This is a genomic window from Nonomuraea sp. NPDC050680 (assembly GCF_040654555.1).
Taxonomy (GTDB): Bacteria; Actinomycetota; Actinomycetes; order Streptosporangiales; family Streptosporangiaceae; genus Nonomuraea.
In genome coordinates, this window is the sequence record NZ_JBFAIF010000016.1 from 19,109 (window position 1) to 38,241 (window position 19,133).

Genomic DNA, 19,133 nt, shown 5'->3' on the forward strand with positions numbered 1-19,133 from the left:
AAGTCGTCGGCGCGGACGAGAGGGCGACGACCCGCTCTATGCGGCCTACATACTGATCCTCGTCCTGGGCCTGCGCCGCGGGGAGGTACTTGGATTGGCTTGGGACTGCGTGGACTTGGGCGGCGAACAGCTCTGGATCTCTCGCCAGCTCACCAGGGTCGGTCGCCGGCTTCTGCACCGCGAAACGACCAAGACCGAGGACTCGACGGCTTCCCTCCCGCTGTTCGGCCTGTGCGTCTCGGCGCTCCGGCACCGTCACCGCGTCCAGGAGGAAGCACGCAAGGCGGCCGGGACCAAGTGGAAGCCCTCGGACCTGACGTTCACCACTCGGACCGGCACGCCGATCGAACCCAGGAACTTCAATCGGGCCTTCGAGACCCCACTGCCGCAACGCAGGCGTCCCACGCATCCGCGTGCACGACACCCGCCACACGTGCGCCTCACTCCTGGCCGCCCTCGACGTCCACCCGCGCGTGGCCATGCGCATCCTGCGTCACTCGCAGATCTCGATGACCATGGACGTCTGCACCCAGATCCCCAGCCCGGAAACCCGCAGGGCACTCGACCGGCTCGATCAGAGCCTCGACCGCTCAAGCGAGACATAACAAATTTTCCGCTACCGCAAAGCCCCTTTGGGATCACCCTAAAGGGGCTTTGTTCATTCTCGACCTCTTCTCATAGCCGAATAGGCATGCCGGACTGACTACGGCGACCATTTCACTTGTCGGCGTATGTGGTTCAAAGGAATAGGGCTTCCAGCGAGTCGCCAGTTCACATTTCCAAACGTAGCGGAGGGCGAATGACGCACCCTGTGAGTTGCGAACGGGCCAAAGGGCATCAATGCGGATGTTCCGCGTGCGGCGGGGCACAGCATGGCTGGACCCACAGCCTCTTGCTGGCTCGTGACCCCTCTCCCGTGGCTCGTCAAGAGGCGAGAGACGACAGCAACTGCAGATGGGCGGCGGCCCCACCTCCCATCGGACGACGACAGCCATCCAGCCGGAGAAAGGCAGCCGCCACCGATAGCGCCACAGCCGATCTCGTCGACTGGCTAGCCGAAAACCCTGACACGATCGAACGCATCCAGACAGTCGGAGACGTCCTAACCGGCCCCGTAATCGAGGAACTCGATAAGAGGTTCGGCGGCAGCAAGCCACGAGAGGCCAGAAGACGACTTGCCGATCACTTCTGGTGCGACCTCCTCGCCACCCTGGCCGAGGCCATCGAGAAGTTCTCGAAAACCATGGACCAAATACCGGAGTACGTGACGACGGCCATCATGCAGTCCCGAAAGACCGATCGACGCAGCCCTCTCCTCGAACCGCTGGTGGGGCTTGCCGTACGGACGGCGTGGGAGCCCATCAAGAGCATGATCCAAGCCACCGGGATCGAGGATCTGCAACGGACATGCCGGATCCTCGCCGTCCTGATCTGTCCGGCCCCCGAGAATCACAAGGCCGTTCAGGACGGCGCTCTCCTTCCGTTGGCGAAGGAGGGGATGTTGGAGATCAGCAGAGAGCGGCTTGAGCAGGTCTTCCCCGCGGAGTGGGTTCACCGCCTCCGGGAAGGCCTCGGCGGCGCCTGAGCAAGGTCGTCGGCGCCACCTCTGGGGGTTAGAGCACAGGGGCCTGCTGATGCGCGCAGGAATCCGGCTGCATGGGGCGACGTTGCTGTACAACGCTGCTGTACGGCCACGAAAAAGGCCCTCCGGGATCATCCCGGAGGGCCTTTCACCTGCTGTGCGGCCGGAGGTACTCGAAACCCCAACCTTCTGATCCGTAGTCTCGGGCAGGGGGTTTGCCCAGGTATGCGGGGCTTTGTTTCCCCTGGATACGGCGTGGTGTGGACTCCGGCGAACTGGGGTGGACTCCCGCCGGTTGCTACAGCCGTTGCTGCAGCAGGAGCTACAGCGGATTCGCGCCCTACCAGGGAAAGAGCGCCATCCCAGCCGTCACCTCGAACCCCTCGGCATGCCGCCGAGGGCCACGGAGGCGGTTCAGCAAGCCTTCGCGGTCCGGCGGCCCGTGCGTCCGCTCTAGCGGCCTTCCAGTTGCCTGCAGCGCCTCAAAACTCCTTTGGAGCCCATCAGCGTCGCCGCTCGCTCCCCTGTGGGGGATGACCTCACGCGCACGCGCGTAAACGGGGCCGAGAAGTCCGGAAACTTCCGGAGCGCAGCCCGACGGACGACCCCACTGGCCCGCAGCCAGTAGCAGTAAGGCGGCCGAGGCCCGGTGAGCCAACACCGAGCCCCGGCCCACGACCCAGCAACCTGATTGACCCAGGAGCCAGGCCATGAGCCACCCTTCCACACGCCCCACCGCCGAGATAGCGAATCCCGCTGATGCGGCTCCCCCCAAGCGCTCCCGACGCTTCGGTATCAACCTGTTCCGCCCTCGCGGCGCTGCCGCCGTGCCGGTGGCTGCACACCCCGCCAGCGCTGGCACAGGCCACATCGGAGACCGAGCCATTCTCGGTTTCGCGGTGGCCGTTCTTCTGGCCGTTGCCGCGGCTGCGGCCTATGTCTCGTACCACCACTTCTACGGCCTGGCGATCGCTCTCGGGGAGCGGCACGACATGGCCGTGCTCTACCCGGCGATGTCCGACGGCGTGATCGTCATGGCCTCGTTGGTGATGGTCTACTGCTCGCGCCGCAAGGTTCGTGTGCCAGTCCTGGCATGGGTCGCGCTCAGCCTCGGAGGCGCGGTGACCCTGGCTGCGAACGTGGCGCACGGCTGGTCGGGCGGCCTCGGATCGCGCCTGGTCAGCGCCCTGGCGCCTCTCGCATTCGCTGGCGCCTACGAACTCCTGATGTGGATCGTGCGAAACACCCGGCAGCCCGTCAACGAGGTTGCCGAGCCGGTCGCTGAGGAGCACATGTGCCAGCCCGTCGAGACCGTCGTCGAGGTGGAACGGACCGTGCCGGTGCTCCCAGTGGACCGCTTCGAGGCGGCACGCCTCACCTACGAGGACAGCCTGCAGCCCGACTCGAAAAGGGTCGGCCGCAGGGCCCTCGCGAACCGGTGGGGCATCGAGGTCCGCGAGGCGGAGGAGATCATCGCTGAGGTGGATCGGGAGCGCTCTGCGGCCGCCGAGCCGGACGTCCCGGCACGGATCGTTGCGGAGGTCGCCGTGCCGCCGATGGATGCCACTCAGCCGACCGAAACGAGCGAGGCGGAGGCTGCGTGATGACCACCATTCTGATCCCCGCCATCGGTATGTCCTTGTTCCTCCTCTGCGCCACCCGCGAAGCGACTCCGGACTCCCGGAGCGTCGGGCAGATGTGCGCGGCCATCCGCCGCGCCGGTTGGGGCCGCACGGCCTTCACGGTGGCTCGCGTCGCCGTGGTGGTCGTACTGCTGATCCTTTCGGACGTGTGCCGCCTCGTCGGCCAGACGGTGATGGCGGTACGGATCGTGGCCGAGGCGCTCGCCGTGCACGCCGAGATCCTCGGGGCGCTGGTCACTCGGACGGAGGTGAGGGCGTGACCACGACGAAGGAGATGCACGACGGCCTGGTGATCACCCTCGGAGACGGCTCTACGCCGCTCGCCCCCGGGCCCGCCATAAGGAAGCCAACGCAGGAGGTTCCGGAAGGGAACGACGTCCTTGAGGGCAAGGTCGTCCTGGTCGATCAGCCGCATGAGCTTGGCCCGGTGGACCTGCTCGCCGAGTTGGCCGCGCGCCGTGAGGAGCGGTCGCCGCTTGTCCCGGTGTGGTTGAAGTCGCGGGCCGATGCCTTGCGGGTGGTCAAGTGGCAGGCCGAGCACACCGGGTACGTGCTGGCGTACCACGCGCTGCGCACGCCGAAGTATGCGGCCAAACTCGCGGCCCGCTCCCCCGCCGGCGCCTGGCGGCTGCTTGTCGAGCTGGTCCGCTGGCTGTTCGACCTGGAAGGCCGTCCGGTCCGCCGGGCGGCGGCGTCAAAGGAAGAGGCCGCGGAGTATCTGGCGCTGTCCCGGCACCGCGACGGCCGGGTCAAGGCACGGCTGTGGACGGTCCTCATAGGCACGATCACGCTGGTCCTAGTGGGCCTCTTCGTCGCGGTGGCCACGCCGACGTGGGCGCACTGGGCGATGCTCGGCGTGCTCGTCGCTGCGGCGGGTCTGATCGGGTCGTCCGCCGACAAGCCACTGCTGGACCGAGCGGTCGTCCCCAACCACGTGCGGAAGCTCACCAGTGACCAGGTACTGGACGCGCTCGGCTCGCTCGGCATCTCGGCCATCAACCAGGCGCTCGGCAAAACCGGGCGCGGCATCACCTTCCCGGCCCCGATCATGCGGGACGGCCCAGGCTGGCGGGCCGAGGTCGATCTCCCTCTCGGCGTGACTGTGGCGGAGGTGCTGGAGAAGCGCGACAAGCTCGCCTCCGGCCTGCGCCGCGCGCTGGGCTGTGTGTGGCCCGAGCCGGTGTCGGAGGAGCACCCCGGCCGTCTGGTGCTGTGGGTAGGCGATCAGGAGATGCGCAAGGCCAGGCAGCCCGCCTGGCCGCTGCTGAAGTCGGGCCAGGTCAGCCTGTTCGATCCGATCCCGTACGGCAACGACCAGCGCGGGCGCCCGGTGCCGATCCTGCTCATGTTCGCCAACGTGCTCATCGGCTCGATGCCGCGCTACGGCAAGACGTTCGCGCTACGTGTGCTGCTGCTGGCCTGCGCGCTCGACCCGCTGGCCGAGCTTCGGCTGTTCGAGCTGAAGGGCACCGGAGACCTGTCGGCGCTGGAGAAGGTGGCCCACCACTACGCCAAGGGCGCCACCGACTCCGCGAAGGCAGCGTGCGTCGCCTCGCTGGCCGAGGTGTACGCCGAGCTGGACCGGCGAGCCGAGGTTATCGATGGCCTGCCCCGTCACCAGGCGCCCGAGTTCAAGGTCACCCCCGAACTGGCCGCACGGCGAGACCTCGGCCTGCACCCGATGGTGGTCGCGATCGACGAGTGCCAGGAACTGTTCGCCGACGACGAGTACGGCGAGGAGGCCGCCAAATACGCCACGGCCATCATCAAGCGCGGCCCTGCCCTCGGGATCATCCTCATCCTCGCCACCCAGCGCCCGGACAAAGACAGCCTGCCCAAGGCCATCTCGGCGAATGCGGGCATCCGGATCTGCCTGCGGGTGATGGGCTGGCAGGAGAACGACATGATCCTCGGCACGGGCCTGCACCAGGCCGGGGTCAAGGCCACCATGTTCACCCTGAACGACAAGGGCATCTCCTGGGCTGTTGGCATCGCCGAAGACCCGCTGATCGTCCGGTCGGCCTACCTGGACGGCCCCACCTCCGAGGTGATCGCTGAGCGCGCCTACCAGCTCCGTCAGGAGACCGGGACGCTGTCCGGGCAGGCGATCGGCCAGGAGGGGCCTCAGCGGGTCTCCTACGACCTGCTGGCCGACATCCTGACCGTGACGACGGCCAAGGAAGAGAAGGTCTGGAACAGCATCGTCGTGGACCGACTGGCCGACTTCCGGCCGGACGCCTACGGCCAGTGGGCGGACCTGGAGGACGACGCCAAGACCGCTGCCCTGACCGCTCGCCTGAAGGAGTACGGGGTCCAGACGGAGGACACTTGGGGCCGCGACGCCGCCGGTAAGGGCCGCAACCGCAAGGGCTTCAACCGGTCCGACGTCGCCGACGCGTACGGCAAGCGGAAGGCCCAGCCCTAGCACCCAGATCACCTCACCGATCGCCCCTGGAGCCGCTTCCAGGGGCGTTCGCATGGGGCCGCTAGAGCGCTAGATCCCAGCTCAGGACGAGGTTGCACCGCTAGCCAAGCCGCTAGACCTCGCGGCTGCACCCGCTAGAGCCGCGCGTTGGAAAACCCAGTGGTAGCCAGTCAGGCCAGGGCCGACGGCGGTGACCCCCCGGGTCCAGACCCAAGGCCACCCGCCGTCCGGAAGGGCTCCTCTAACAGGTGCTCAGAAGGGGGCGCAAAGCGGGATCATTAACAGCATGACGGACCCGACCACCGCGGCGGTGTTGCCACTTCTGGCGGCGCTTGGCCCTGGCCAGAGCGATCTCTTGATTCATTTCTGTGGTCGCCGACCAGGCTCGAAGTTCACTCCCACCGTCCCAGCGGACATCAAGGCGATGGCCCCTCACCAACGCCTGGACGCCATCCTCAGGACGCAGACTCTCCGTGCTTTCGTTCCTTTCCGCGCCAGCGTTCCGGCCGTCTGCCTGTCGGAGAGTCCCGGGCCTCACCTGCTTCACATGCTCACCGAGCGTGGCATGCCCCCGTGGGGAGTCTTCCTCCATCGACGCAGCGTGATCGCCGCTGGCGGTGGCGCCATCGCCTACCCACCGGAAGCCGTTCACCAACAATGGCCCGCCGAGATCCAGGTCTGGGGCAATCCCATCCGCACCAATGGGCAAAGCGTCATGGACTTCACCTGGGAACGAGAGTGGCGCATCCCCCTGCCTTATGGATCGATCTCCTTGTTACTCGGTGCCGTCGCGGCGGTCCTGATTGGCGACCCCAACTGGACGCCCACGCCGGTGGCCACCGCCTGGGTCAACGGCCAAACGGGCGCGCCCTTGCCTGGTCCCGCCATTCCCGAGGCCATCCCAGTGCCTCAATACCCGGAGGCATGGACCCAGGCCCCACACTTTTATTGGGACGGTTCCACTCTGCAGCACATTCCGTAAGGCGCTGGGATCCAGCGTCAGGCCGTTGAGATCTTTCCCACGCGTCGGCCTCGGTTGGTTGGACGTTCAACCGCCGGGGCTTCGCCATACCGGCTCGTGATCATCGCCTACGGCGCGTTCCTGCTCTCGCCACCAAACCCCCGAAGTGGGCGCGGTTGTCGCCGACTTACTGGGTGGAGCCCCGCTTCGGCCCGCGGTGTGGACGCCAGGTTGGACGGCGCGGGCCGCCTGAGCGTGATCGTGGGCTGGCTTGCCCGCGCCGTGGCTTCTGGGGGCGTTAGACGGCCTCCGCCGCGACGGGAGAAGAGCTGTGGTTGGAGGCCATCCAGTCGAGCTGCGCGGTCATGCCGGTGATCAGGTCGGTGGTCGGAGTCCAGCCGAGCAGCCGACGGGCGGAGGACACGTCCGCGAAGGTGGCGGAGACATCGCCGCTTCGAGCGCTGGTCGAACGGACGTTGACCGGCCGACCGGTGAGCTGGTGGGCCCGATCTACGACGTCGTTGAGACAGGTGGTCCGGCCGGCCCCGATGTTGATCACGCTGTTGGGCAGGTAGACGGTGCCGGCCGCGATGGTCGCGGCGATGGCGTCGTCGATAAAGGTGAAGTCGCGGCGCTGCTTGCCGTCCCCGTAGATCTGGAGGGTCAGACCAGTTGAGGCGGCGGTCAGGAGGCGCTGGACGAACATGTCCTCCCGCTGGCGGGGGCCGTAGACGGTGAAGTACCGCAAGGCCACCACAGTGGTGTCGCAGTCCGATCGGGCCGCGTGGGCGAGGCAGAGCTGTTCCTCCGCGAGCTTGGTCACCGCGTACGGCGATGCGGGGTGCGGGTGATCGGTCTCGGCGCTGGGGCGGTCCCCGTCGGTTGTGCCGTAGACGCTGGAGGAGGAGGCGACGACCAGGCGTGGGATGCGCAGCCTTGTGACCGCGTGCATGAGCCGCTGGGTGGCCGAGATGTTGGAGGCGACGTAGTCGTCGAAGTCGGCGCCCCATGAGGGTTGGACGCCCGGGACGCCGGCCAGGTGGAAGACGACATCGGCGTCGAGGAGCAGGGGCTCGATGGCGCAGGTTCGCAGGTCGCCGGTGGCGAAGATGAAGCCTAGGTGGTCACGGATGTCGGCCAGTTTCTGCGCGGTGCTGTAGTTCTTGGTGGGGTCGCGGCGGTCGACGCCGATGACGGTCACGCCCTGTTCGAGTAGCGCTTGGCATAGGTGCGAGCCGATGAATCCGGCTGCGCCGGTGACGACGGCCCGACGGGGAAGCCTGGTGGGTGCGTTGTTCGAGAAGGCCGGGGCGGTCATGGTGGTCCTTCGCGGTCGGCGGAGATCGGTGATGAGCGTGCGGCCATGGGCGAGCAGCTCCGCGTTGCCTGCTTCGTGGCCGCGTACCAGTGCGGTGATGGCTTCCAGGGCGCTGAAGCGCTCCAGGAGTTCCTGCTCGGCGGGGTCGAGAGGGCGCCCGTAGCCGTCGAGAAACGCTGCACGAAGGTGGGGAGCGCGCTGCCAGTAGCGGTGTTCGAGGCGGCTGAAGTCGCGGATGCGGGCGTCGAGGCGGGTGTGCTCGAAGTCCAGGACGCCGACCTCGCCGGTTGTCCTGACGACCCAGTTGCGCGGCTGGTAGTCCAGGTGGCAGATGGTGGTTTCGAGGGTCTCAGCGGCCATCTGGTCGGCCCAGGTGTGCAGGATGCGGAGGTCGGAGGGGGTGATGAGGGCGGCCAGTTGGGCGCGGGCGGCCCACCAGCGCATGCGTTCAGCCAGGTAGGCGGACACGCCGGTGCTGGGGTGCGGGTCGGGTGAGGCTTGGTGCAACAGCCGGAGTACGCGGCCCGCGGCGCGGTGGGTCTGTCGTTCGGCGGGGGAACCCTCCGGGAGCTGTGCGGCGCGTTGTCCTGGCAGGACAGTCAGCAGCAGGGACAGGCTGTCGGGGTCGGCGTGAACCAAGTGCGGGGCGTGTTCGCCCAGGGACGGCACCCAGGTGGCATAGGCGCGGGCTTCGGTGTGGAACCGGTCAGGGCTGTCGTGGTGCTTGAGGATGTAGCGGTTGCCGTCGTCTGCCGCCAGGAGAAGCAGGTGCGGCGGAAGGTCGAGGCGTGGCAGCCGCGTGACGGGGCCGAGATGGCGGCGGGCCATGGCTAAGAGGTCGTTCTCGCCGGCGTTCACGAGCTGGCCAGCGGGGTCAGATGGGAGGTGTCGTTGTGGCGCAGCAACATCCAGCGTTCGTCGTCGAACCGATTGCGGTGCAGTTGCCAGTGGGTGATGGAGGCGTGGTCGACGGTGAAGCTGGTCATCAGGCCGGCGCGCAGGTCGAGCAGCAGGGCGTGGGTGGCGAGCACGGTTTCGCCGTGGGCGGCGAATAGGACGCGCGCCCCTTGGTGGTTGTGGATGAGGTCGGCGAGGACCTCGCCGGCGAGCTTGAGGTAGCCGTTCCAGGTGTCGGAGCCTGGTGCCCATGGCTGATCGGGGTGGGCGTGTGGGCCGCCGCGGAAGGACGTCTTCACTTCGTGCCAGGGCTTGCCGTCGGCTTCTCCGTGTACGGGGCCGTCGAGCGTGTTGCTGATGGTCAGTGGCACGTCGAGGGTGTCGGCGAGGATCCGGCCGCTCTCAATGAGCCGCCGCCGGGGCCCGGAGTACAGGTGGGTGAAGGGGTTGGCCTCATGCTCGGAGACAAGGCGGGCGGCGGTCAGGGTCATCTGTCGGCGGCCGAGGTCGGTCAGTCCCGTGCAGGTACGGGGTCCGCCGACGACCCCGTCAACGTTGCACTGGGCCTGGCCGTGCCGGACGAAGGTCAGTTCGGTGGCGATCACTTCAGATCCTCCGGAGTGGGGCGGACGGTCGACCATGGGTGCCGGTATCCGCCTTTGCCGAGGTAGGGCAGGGTGAGCAGGTGGTGCAGTTCCGCGTAGCCGAGGAACTCGTCGATGGACACGGGTGTCAGCCCGGCGTCGGTGAGCGGCAGGTTGTAGCAGCTCAGCGCGGCGGTATAGGTCTCGGGCGGGAGCGGTCCGCCGGTCATGGCGAGGGCGACCAGTAGCTTGGCCAGGTCGTAGCCGAATGGCGCCAGGGTGAGATCGTCAAGGTCCACCATGACCGGCCCGCCGCTGGTGATGAGGACGTTGCGCGGGTTGGTGTCCTTGTAGAAGGCGGCTGGCGTGGCAGGGTGCGGGGCCAGGAGCGATTGGACGGCGGTTATCTGACGCACGCTGATCAACCCGGCCTCGCAACGCTTGCGAAGCGCCGCTATCCGCGGCGAGGCGAAGTCGGCCAGTTCGTGGCCCCCGGACATCGGATGCGCGTGGGTGAGCAGGGCGCGATGCAGGTCGCTCGCCCAGACGTCGGCGTGGGCCTGGCCGAGAGTGACGGCCACCGCGGGCACGTCGGCGACCACAGCGTGACGGCCGTCGACGAAGCCCAGTTCGAGGCGGTTGGCGTGCACGGCCACAAGGGGCGGCAGTTGCAGTGACTTGGCGTGTTCAGCGAGCCACGTGTGGTGGGCGACGGCCCGCTCGAGGTCCTTGCGCGTGGAGTACGGCTTGCTGAAGGTGTTGAGGGTCATGGCATGTCGCCTCGCGTGGCGATCAGGTACGTGATGGTGGAGGTGGCCGCTACCGGCCCGTCCTCGATCCGGGCGCGCAACGCCGTGGCGATCGTGTCCGGATCGGCGGCCATGCCGGGCGGTAGCTCGTACTTGGGACTGGTGGCCAGGTAAGCAGCGACGTGGTCCAAGCCGGTGAAGGCGAACCGGTGCTCCTCGTGCTCCGCGCGGATGACCGTCAGGCTCGGCGCGATGAGGGCCTCCAGGTTGCCGCCGTGCGCCGTCTCATACAGGCTCGGCCGCTGCTCCGCGCGGGGGTCTATGCCGGCGGCGGCGACCAGGCGATCGAGCGAGCGGTAACTGTCAGCGGACTTGGTGACCAGGATGGCCATCCCGTCCGGGGCGAGGATGCGGGCGATCTCGGCGATGACAGGACGCGGGTCGGGCGCGTGGTAGAGGCAGAACGCGGCCACTACCAAGGCACAAGAGGTGTTCGCGACCGGCAGCCGGTGAAAGTCGGCCCGTACATACGTGATCGCCGTGGAATCGTCGGCGAGCTGCGCACATCCGATCTGGGCGCGGGCGGCGGCCAGCATCGCCGCTGAGGCGTCGATGGCCAGGAGTCGCTTCGGGCGTAGACGCTCCGCCAGAATCCGGGTGCTGGTGCCGCGGCCACAGCCGATGTCGGCGACGATCGCCTGCCGTGGATCAGTCAACTGGTCGGCGGCCAGGTCGGCGATGACCTCGGCGACGGGCCGTCCCTGAACCTTGGCCCGGTGCAACGCTGAGGTACGAGCGGCCAGGCGGGATCCGTCCCGGTAGAGATCGGAGGTGACGGTTGGGTGGGTGAAGGCGTTGCCTGCCGACGTCACGGGCGCCACCCGTCCATGCCACCAGGACGGGTCAGCGGCTGGCGGCTACCTGCTCCAGCCAGCGGCGCGTTTCGGCGCGGCTGGTGAGGAAGACCACGCGCTTGCCCGCCGCCAGGTCGTTGATCTTTGCGAGCACTTTGGGCCGCATGCGTCTCCGATAGGTGGCCACATAGGTGAGCACGCCCCAGTGGATGCGGTTGTAGACGCCGGAGGTGTGCTGGCCGGCGCCATGCCGGAGCTGGCGGGACAAGATCCCCCGCAGGGCGGCCCAGGTGGGCACGTCCATCATCACCACGGTGTCGCACGCCTGGAGCCGAACGTGCAGGGAGGAGTTGTAGTTGCCGTCGATGACCCAGCGCGGGGCCGCGACCAGCTCTTGCTGGGCGGCCTCGAACTTCTCCGGAGGGAGCGGGTTCCACTCGTCGTCGAAGTACACCGCGTCCAGATGGGTAACCGGTGAATCCAGCAGCCGGCCGAGTTCGCGGGCCACGTGGGACTTGCCGCTCCCACCTGACCCGACGATGGCGACTCGGTTCATCTGCATGGCGCTCCACGATAGCCGGGACGGACGTGACCAGCGATGCAATGGCGAGCGGGTCGAGAAGGGCCCGCGGGGCCGTGCTCATCGGCGTGCCCCGATCGTCTGAGGACGGAGAGGGGCGAGTTCGGCCAGGATCGCCTGCAGCGTCTGCATTTGGCGGCTGAGACGGAACACCTCCAGCTTGGCCAGGCACGCCGCGATCAGGTCGGCGTGCTCGGTGGTTCCAGCGATGGACCACAGCCGATGCACCGCGGTGACCACCTCGGCTCCGTCCTTGACGATCAGCTCGTCGGGGACGAACCGCGCTGCGTGGGCGATCGTGGCGGGCGCGAGGGGCAGACATCCGGCCAGCACCGCCTCGAAGATCCGCTGGGTCATCTGGCCCACGGCGGCATACCGGTCTGGCAGCAGCAGAACTGTGGCCAGGCTCTCGCCGTACATACGGGACACTTCGCGGAACGGCACCCTGCCGACGAAGGTGACGTGGGGCCACTGGCGGGTGTCGCGCCATTTGCCGGCCACCCAGTGCGGCAGGCGGGCCGCTGCGGGCGCGAAGAAGCGGTGGAACGCCTCGTCGCGGTCGTACTGGTTGCCGATGTAGCTCAGCGGGAACGGCCGAGCCTGAGCGGCGAGCGCTACCGGGTCTGCCGCATCCAGAAGGGCGTCGTCCAGCGGGAACAGCAGCGAGCGGGCGCCCGCCGAGGGGGTCATCGCGGCTTCGCACACCACAACGTCCCTATGGCTGCGCAACGGGTCGCTCAGCGGGAGCTGGCGGTCCTTGTCCCAGATGATCGTGGGCAGACCGAATCCGTCGGTGTAGTGGTCGAGGAGTTCGGCTTGCCGATGCAGGTCGCAGGTATGCCCCTGGGCGCCGCAGGCGGTGGTGTTGCGGCCGGGGATGGGCCAGCGCCATTCGGTGAACAGCACGTCGAGATCGGGCAGGCCCGAGTCGAACCGGTAGGGGGCCGCGATGTGGTCCCCGGCTTCGACCAGGTCACGGTCCGGCTGAAGAAACACCACCTGATGGCCAGCGGCCTGGATGGCATCGATGAAAGGACGCCGGTGGCTGCGCCCACCGTCCGGAGAATCGGTGATGCCCGCACCCAGAAAGCCCCAGAAGCTATAGCCGATCTTCATGATGTGATCCACCGGCCTTCCAGTAGCAGGGCGTCCAGGCCGCTGTTGGCCAGGCAGTCCAGCGCCATGGTCGGAGTGCCGCAGATCGGGCGGCCCTTGACGTTGAGGGAGGTATTGATCAGAATCGGGACGCCCGTACGGCGGGCGAACGCGGTCAGCACATCGTGCATGAACGGGTTGCCGTCCTTGGTGACGGTCTGCACGCGTGCGGTGTCGTTGGCGTGCACGACGGCAGGGATCTGCTCGCGGGCTAGCTCGGTCACGCCCGAGGCCATCGACATGAACGGTGCCTCCTGGCCGAGCGTGAAGTACTCGGCAGCGCGCTCAGCCGTCACCATGGGCGCGAACGGGCGGAACGGCTCTCGGAACTTCACCGTGTCGTTCAGCCGCGCGACCACGCCAAGGATCAGCGGGGAGGCCAGGATGGAGCGGTTGCCGAGCGCCCGAGGACCTGCCTCGACACGCCCTTGGAACAGGCCGACGATCTGACCGTCGGCGAGGTGTTCCGCCAGGAATTCGGCGGGATCGCCGTGAACCTGGTGCGCCGTCAGCCCCGGCCAGACTGCGAGGTCAAGCGGATGGTCGGGGAAGGCGGGTCCGAGGTAACACGCGCCCGCGATGCCGGCCAGAGGCCTCGCGCTTCCTTCCAGGTGTACGGCGGCGGCTGCGCCGATCGCAGTACCGGCGTCCCCCGGAGCGGGCGGCACGAACACCTCCGAGAAAAGCCCCGACTCGATGATCTTGCCGACGGACACGCAGTTGGTGGCGACGCCTCCGCCGAGGCACAACCGCTTCATCCCGGTACGTGTCCTGGCCAGGCAGGCCAGATACAGCATCACCTGCTCCGTGCGCTCCTGGAGCGCGGCGGCCAGGTCCCGATGGGCCTCGGTGATCGGCGCGTCCGGGGCTCGGCGTGGGCAGGTCTCAGCGGTGAAGCGGGGAGTCAGGCGAGTGTAGGACGACGAGAGCACTCTGGGCGCGAAGTGGTCCGGGTTCAGGGCGAACCCGGATTCGGTGATCGGGATCGCTTGGGCGAAGAGGGTACGGAAGCGAGCCGGGTCGCCCAGCGCGGCCAGAGCCATCACGGTGCCTTCCTCGTCACCGCGCCGCCAGCCCAGGTGCTCGGTGACCGCGCCGTAGGCGTAGCCGAGTGAGGCCGGGTCGGACAGCGCGTGAAGTGGGTGCACCACCGGTCGGCCCGGCTCGGACTGGCGTCCGATCGCGAGCGTGGTGGTCTGGGCCTCGCCGAGGCTGTCCACGACCAGGACGGCCGCGCTCTCCCACCCGGACGCGGCGAAGGCGTACATCTGGTGAGTTCGGTGGTGCAGCAGCGGGTGGATACGAGCACGTGGAAACCGGCGGCTCAAGCCCTGGGCTCGGCGAACGGTGCGCAGTCCGACCTTGGCGAAGCTGGCCGCGCGCATCAATGCACGCTCGCGGGTCGCGGGGTCCATGAGCATGCCGAAGGCCGTCGGAACGACCCTCAGGTAGTGGAGGCCGTGGAAGTTGTAGGCGACCGCGTTCACCTGGTCGGCGGTGATGCCCGCCTCGCTCATCAGCCAGGCGACCGCGTGCTCGGGATAGGCGCGAGTGTGCTTGGCCCCGGACAGACGTTCTTCCTCGACGAACCCGACCAGCTCGCCGTCGACCAAGAGGGCCGCAGCCGAGTCGTGCGTGTAGGAGCACAGGCCCAAGACGACAAATGGCGGCATCGCAATCACCGCGCCGACAGCGCGGATTCGCCCCGGCTCTGCAGGGCCGCGTACCAGGCACGCAGCCCTTCGCCGAGCGGGCCACCGATGCCCTCAGCGCTGCCTACGGCGACTTCGCGGTGGCCACGCTTCCATTGCTGGTAGCTGGCCAGGACTGCGGCCATGGTGTCCCATCCGGAGTGGTGAACCTGCCGGCCTGACCGAACATCGGCCAGCAGGGCGTCGAATCCCTCCCAAGGCGTCTCCAGCGAGGGGAGCTTCCCGGACGCCGTATCCGGCTGGAGGACGGCGACCGCCTTGTCCAGGTCGCGCTCGTACAAGTGGAGGGAGTCGACATGATGGTGGTAGTCGCCCAGCTCGGCACCCAGCCAACCGGCCATCAGCTCGTGCAGGGTGGTGGCGGCGAAGATGTCGTAGGGCAGGCCGGTCCACAGGTCCTGGCTCCGCATGGTGGTGGCCATGTGCAGGCGGCCCTGACGCAGATGGAAGCGGTAGCCCAGCGTGCAGGGCACGTCCCGATGCCCGCCGGCGTCGCGGGCGGGGTCGTAGAGCTGGATGACCGCCCGCCGGGAGTCGGGGTCGCCCTGGAGGGTGGCCAGCGCATGGGCGAGCTGGTCGACGTGGCCGTCCCAGCAGCGCATCCGCGGCCCGTAGGCGCCTCGTAAGATGCCGTCGTCCTCGGCGTACTGCCGGAGTTGACTGTTGAACTCGTAGATCCAGGGCGCATCGGATCCGGACAGGATCCAGACGGTCTCGGCGACGGCGAAGGCGGTGTTCAAGACGCGGCCAGGAGGAGCGTAGAGCAGACGCGCGCGAGGGTCACCGAGCAGCAGGCGCACGTCGAGTAGCTCACGCGTGTCCATGCCGCGCGGACTGGCCTTCTCCCCGTCGATGGTCAGTCTCACCGCACTGGCGAACAGCTCGGTGATCGTGCCACCGGAAATGGTCGTCACTGATGTCCCCTTCTTGGGCAGGTGTCGGGCGATAAGGAGTCCCCGAACCGAGCAGCCTGGCCGGAACGTGACTCCGGTGCCGGACAGGAACAGATCCATCACAGCCTGGTGAGGCACCATGGCGGGAGGGGAGACTGAGGGAAGCACGAGGAAGGCTTTCCGCCCCCTTCCCTCCCTCTTCGCGGTGAGGTGCATACGGATGGATGATCAGGTGACGCCCGAGTGGGCCATACGGCTCCGCCAGGCCAGGCTGGACCGGCTCCTCAGCCAGAAGGGCCTGGTACGGCGCATGCGCCAGGCCGCCGGGGACGACATGCCGCTCGCGAAGACCGCGAGCCTGTGCCGGAACATCCGCTACTGGGAGGCAGGCACCTACAAACCCAACGCCATCGACCGCATGCTGCTCTGCAAGGCCCTCGACATGAGCGAGCCTGAGCTGTTCGGCGGCCAGGCCCCGAAGACCGCGACGCCGCTTCGACGCAACGCACGAGCCTCGATACCCGCCGGGAAGCAGTTCGGCGACGTCCTGGATCACCTACGCGAGCAGTGGCACCTGCTGGTGCAGCGCGACAACCTACTGGGCCCCCGGCACACGATCCCGGCGGTCTGCGAGCAGATCACCGTCCTGGAGGAACTGCTCGTCCCCGCCCGCGGAAGCGACCGCGTCGAGGTACTCCGGTTGGCAACTCGGTATGCCGAATCGGCGGCATGGCTGCATGAGGACGCCGGAGACATGGAGCAGGCCGAACGCTGGACCGACCGGGCGGCCACCTGGGCCTACGAGATCGGCGATGACCAGATGATCGCGTGGACCATGTTCCGGGGCAGCCAGCAGGCGATGAGCGACCGACGAGCCGGTGACGTACTCGGCCTGGCCACCTCCGCGCTCCGGCAGACTGATCTGCCCGCGCCCATGCAAGCGGCGATCATCCAGCAACAAGCCCAAGGACACGCACTCGACGGAGAGGAACGCCCCTGCCAGCGGAAGCTGGACCAGGCGCACACGCTAGCCTCCTCGGTGCACGATGACGGCGACGCCCGAGGCGGACACGGGTCGTTCTGTACGCCCGCCTACGTCGAGATCCAGCGCGCCGGCTGCTGGCTGGAGCTGAAGCAGCCCGCCCGCGCGGTCGCCACCTACGAGAGCGCCCTACCTGACTTGCCTGCGGTTTACCGGCGAGACCGCGGAATGGCCCTGGCCGGTATGGCTGCGGCCTATGCCGGTCAGGGAGAGCCCGAATACGCCGCCACCACCGCCGGGGAAGCTCTCGACATCGCTCGGGCCGCCGGTTCGGTGAGGATCATCAACGTGCTGACCTCGGTCGAGCGCACGTTGAGCATCCATCGCCGACTCCCGTCCGTGGCCGCGTTCCGGCTGGCCCTCGCTGACGCGGTGGCCAACTGATGGCCTCCAGCCTCGAACTCCAGGCCATGCGGCGAGCCATCGCCCTGTCCGCCCATGGACTCAGCTCCACGAGCCCCAACCCGCCGGTCGGCTGCGTGATCCTCGACGCGGTCGGCCAGCCGATCGGCGAGGGCTACCACGCCCGCAAGGGCGAAGCGCACGCCGAGGGGAACGCTCTGCTGGCCGCCGGCGCCGCGGCAAAGGGCGGGACAGCCGTGGTGACCCTGGAGCCCTGCAACCACGCCGGCCACACACCCGCCTGCCGCCAGCTCCTGATCGACGCCGGGATCGCCCGCGTGGTCATCGCTCTGATAGACCCCACCTCTAGAGGGGCAGGCGGGGTGAACGAGCTGCTGAGGGCCGGGGTCAGCGTGGAAACCCACGTGCTAGCTGAGGAAGCCATACTCGTGCTCGGTCAATGGCGCACCTCGCTGGCCCTGAGCCGCCCCGTCCTCACCTGGGTCTTCGCCGAGGGCTCAGAAGGGCGGACCGGAGCGCTCAAGCGCATCCCTTCCTCCCGCGAGTTGCTCCTAGCCGCCGATGCCGTCCTGGACGCCGATGGACGCCTGGACGAGGCAACGCCGCGCAGCCATGGGCCAGGCATGATCCGACTGCCGGCCGACCCCCATCAGTTCGATCATCGAGAGCTCCTGGAGGCGCTCCACGCGGGCGGAGTCCGGCACCTTCTGCTCGACGGTGGCGCGGAGTTGGTCGCGCCCTTTCTGGCGGACGATCTAGTGGATCATGTCGTCGCCTACCTTCCGGATCGAGGCCCGTCCGCCTCCTCGGGGCCCGGTGTCCAGGAACTGATGATGCCGGATGGCTTCCATCTCACGGGCGTTAGTCGCCTCCCGCGGTACGTGAAGGTGAGCGCAACCAGGAGGGACAGAGCAGAGCAAGATCACGTCTCTTCTTCCCCCTAGCCGCATCAAACTCTGTGCCCGCCGATGGCTTGAACGGCTCTCCCGGGCCCCGGTGGACGAGTCTTCTGGCCCCGGTTCGGAAAGCCGACCTGCCAGACCGAGGAGGCAATCGCGGTGGCCGCGCCGAGCACTGCGGTGGTGGTGTAGCCACCGACTGCGACGGTGCGCCGTCGATGCGGGTCATCCGCCAGCGCGCCGCCAGCAAAGCGCGCCGCGCCAGCCAGGCCCTCGACGACGCCGAGGGCTGCGGCGGGCGCGCCGAGAGTGGAGGTGAGCAGGGAAGACAGCAGCGCGGTAGGGATCTCGTGCCCGACCTCAGCCAGGAAGCTGCCCGAGCCGATCCCGGCAACGCCGCGGTTCATCCACCTGCCGTCAGGGCTGGCGGGCGTGACGGTCAGCGTGTCGAAAACGTGTCGCCAGGCGCTGTCCAATGTGTCGAAACGAGCTGCCTGACCTGGTACAACGCTCGAATGCGTGTCGCCAGGCCTGGCGCAACGTGTCGAGAACGTGTCGCCAGGCGCTGTCCAACGTGTCGGCGCACGCCCGCTGGTGCAACACCTTAGTCACTGTTAAACGTTTTTACTATGAGCAGCGCTATGGCCATCTTGTGGGCTAGCGCTACGGCTATCTTTAACGCCGCGCCGCATGGTCGAGTAATACGACTAGCGGCGACACCTGGGCTCTAAGAGCGTCATCCGGCTAATCAGACCCCATAACTAATCCCCTTCTAATGCCCTGACTTACGATGCGGCTTAAACACATCATCACAATACGCGCGAGCCCATCATCTCCATCATGCTGTTCCCCGTCATGTCCATCATGAAGTCCCCCGTCATGTCCATCATGAAGTCCCCCGACATGGCCATCATGAAGTCCCCGGGCTACTACAGCGGTGACAAGTGCCAGAACTAGCCGCGCCAGAACTCCGAGAACTAGCAACGGGGCTGCCGCGAGCAACGCGCGAACGGGTGTCCTACTGCTGCACGCTTTGGGTGGCCTGCCGCATTTGAAGCACCGTGCTTCAACCGTCTGGCCAGCCCGATCAGGAATGGCGGGGAATGGCGCCAGGAAGGGAGGCGTGAGGGTATATTGAGGCGCAGGTACAGAAAGCGCCCGACCCCCTGGCAGGGGTCGGGCGCTACGACGTACCAGCCAGGGTTCGACCCCGACACGATGCGGTCGTCATGTTCTTCAAGCATCATGATACCGCGAACGTCGCAGGTCGGGCCCCTTTCCCTATAGGTACGGGCCCTGGAGGACCTGCAATGAAGCGCATCCGCATAACGATCAACGTGCCCTTTTGGGTGCTTCACCTGGCGTGGGTCGCGGCCGTGGCAACGGCCGCCACGGTCATCCTGGTGAAGTCCGGCGCGGACATCGGCTTCACCATCAGCGGCCGCCGCTAGCTCCGACTGGCCTGCACGATGTAGG

The 19,133-nt window shown here is 67.8% G+C and carries 18 protein-coding genes; 9 read left to right on the plus strand and 9 right to left on the minus strand.

Annotated elements, in window-relative coordinates; translation table 11 throughout:
- The first annotated feature begins 413 nt into the window (after window positions 1–413).
- From AB0H88_RS37525 to AB0H88_RS37550, 6 genes are all read left to right on the plus strand, one after another.
- Window positions 414–605, plus strand: coding sequence for a hypothetical protein (locus tag AB0H88_RS37525; RefSeq protein WP_357653048.1), 192 nt, complete (start codon window positions 414–416; stop codon window positions 603–605).
- Window positions 606–892: 287 nt separating this feature from the next.
- Window positions 893–1,585: a hypothetical protein gene (locus AB0H88_RS37530; RefSeq protein WP_357653050.1), complete on the plus strand. Its 693-nt coding sequence runs from the start codon at window positions 893–895 to the stop codon at window positions 1,583–1,585.
- Between the two features lie 707 nt (window positions 1,586–2,292).
- On the plus strand, window positions 2,293–3,186 hold the full coding sequence (locus AB0H88_RS37535; protein ID WP_357653052.1) for a DUF2637 domain-containing protein: 894 nt from the start codon (window positions 2,293–2,295) through the stop codon (window positions 3,184–3,186).
- Window positions 3,186–3,485 (plus strand): hypothetical protein, encoded by a 300-nt coding sequence (locus AB0H88_RS37540; protein ID WP_357653054.1) that lies wholly within the window; start codon window positions 3,186–3,188, stop codon window positions 3,483–3,485. Before AB0H88_RS37535 ends, AB0H88_RS37540 begins: the two co-directional genes overlap by 1 nt.
- The gene (locus AB0H88_RS37545; RefSeq protein ID WP_357653056.1) at window positions 3,482–5,650 is read left to right on the plus strand and encodes an FtsK/SpoIIIE domain-containing protein; all 2,169 of its coding nucleotides are present in this window, start codon (window positions 3,482–3,484) and stop codon (window positions 5,648–5,650) included. The genes AB0H88_RS37540 and AB0H88_RS37545 overlap by 4 nt, the downstream gene beginning before the upstream one ends.
- 286 nt (window positions 5,651–5,936) lie before the next feature.
- Entirely contained in the window at window positions 5,937–6,632 is a 696-nt protein-coding gene (locus AB0H88_RS37550; RefSeq protein WP_357653058.1) for a hypothetical protein, read from the plus strand.
- A 277-nt stretch (window positions 6,633–6,909) separates the two neighbouring features.
- Here AB0H88_RS37550 and AB0H88_RS37555 read toward each other — a convergent pair whose 3' ends face one another.
- From AB0H88_RS37555 to AB0H88_RS37590, 8 genes are all read right to left on the minus strand, one after another.
- A complete protein-coding gene (locus AB0H88_RS37555; RefSeq protein WP_357653060.1) occupies window positions 6,910–8,787 on the minus strand; it encodes an NAD-dependent epimerase/dehydratase family protein in 1,878 nt (625 codons plus the stop codon).
- Entirely contained in the window at window positions 8,784–9,431 is a 648-nt protein-coding gene (locus AB0H88_RS37560) for a histidine phosphatase family protein (RefSeq protein ID WP_357653062.1), read from the minus strand. Before AB0H88_RS37560 ends, AB0H88_RS37555 begins: the two co-directional genes overlap by 4 nt.
- A complete protein-coding gene (locus AB0H88_RS37565) occupies window positions 9,428–10,180 on the minus strand; it encodes a phosphotransferase (RefSeq protein WP_357653064.1) in 753 nt (250 codons plus the stop codon). The genes AB0H88_RS37560 and AB0H88_RS37565 overlap by 4 nt, the downstream gene beginning before the upstream one ends.
- Entirely contained in the window at window positions 10,177–11,031 is an 855-nt protein-coding gene (locus tag AB0H88_RS37570) for a class I SAM-dependent methyltransferase (RefSeq protein ID WP_357653066.1), read from the minus strand. Before AB0H88_RS37570 ends, AB0H88_RS37565 begins: the two co-directional genes overlap by 4 nt.
- A 31-nt stretch (window positions 11,032–11,062) precedes the next feature.
- Window positions 11,063–11,575, minus strand: a complete 513-nt coding sequence (locus AB0H88_RS37575; protein WP_357653068.1) for a topology modulation protein — start codon at window positions 11,573–11,575, stop codon at window positions 11,063–11,065.
- Window positions 11,576–11,653: 78 nt separating this feature from the next.
- On the minus strand, window positions 11,654–12,709 hold the full coding sequence (locus AB0H88_RS37580; RefSeq protein WP_357653070.1) for a hypothetical protein: 1,056 nt from the start codon (window positions 12,707–12,709) through the stop codon (window positions 11,654–11,656).
- On the minus strand, window positions 12,706–14,421 hold the full coding sequence (locus AB0H88_RS37585) for a carbamoyltransferase C-terminal domain-containing protein (protein ID WP_357653072.1): 1,716 nt from the start codon (window positions 14,419–14,421) through the stop codon (window positions 12,706–12,708). The genes AB0H88_RS37580 and AB0H88_RS37585 overlap by 4 nt, the downstream gene beginning before the upstream one ends.
- 5 nt (window positions 14,422–14,426) lie before the next feature.
- Entirely contained in the window at window positions 14,427–15,374 is a 948-nt protein-coding gene (locus AB0H88_RS37590) for a thymidylate synthase (protein ID WP_357653074.1), read from the minus strand.
- Between the two features lie 199 nt (window positions 15,375–15,573).
- On the opposite strand from AB0H88_RS37590, the gene AB0H88_RS37595 reads away from it, so the two are divergent.
- Window positions 15,574–16,779 carry a hypothetical protein gene (locus tag AB0H88_RS37595; RefSeq protein ID WP_357653076.1) on the plus strand — a complete coding sequence of 402 codons (1,206 nt, stop codon included), beginning with the start codon at window positions 15,574–15,576 and terminating at the stop codon, window positions 16,777–16,779.
- Window positions 16,779–17,702 carry a dihydrofolate reductase family protein gene (locus AB0H88_RS37600; RefSeq protein WP_357653079.1) on the plus strand — a complete coding sequence of 308 codons (924 nt, stop codon included), beginning with the start codon at window positions 16,779–16,781 and terminating at the stop codon, window positions 17,700–17,702. The genes AB0H88_RS37595 and AB0H88_RS37600 overlap by 1 nt, the downstream gene beginning before the upstream one ends.
- A 5-nt stretch (window positions 17,703–17,707) precedes the next feature.
- Here AB0H88_RS37600 and AB0H88_RS37605 read toward each other — a convergent pair whose 3' ends face one another.
- Window positions 17,708–18,133 (minus strand): hypothetical protein, encoded by a 426-nt coding sequence (locus AB0H88_RS37605; RefSeq protein WP_357653081.1) that lies wholly within the window; start codon window positions 18,131–18,133, stop codon window positions 17,708–17,710.
- Between the two features lie 834 nt (window positions 18,134–18,967).
- Between AB0H88_RS37605 and AB0H88_RS37610 the strand changes: the two genes are divergently transcribed.
- Entirely contained in the window at window positions 18,968–19,108 is a 141-nt protein-coding gene (locus AB0H88_RS37610) for a hypothetical protein (RefSeq protein ID WP_357653083.1), read from the plus strand.
- The last annotated feature ends 25 nt before the right edge of the window (window positions 19,109–19,133 follow it).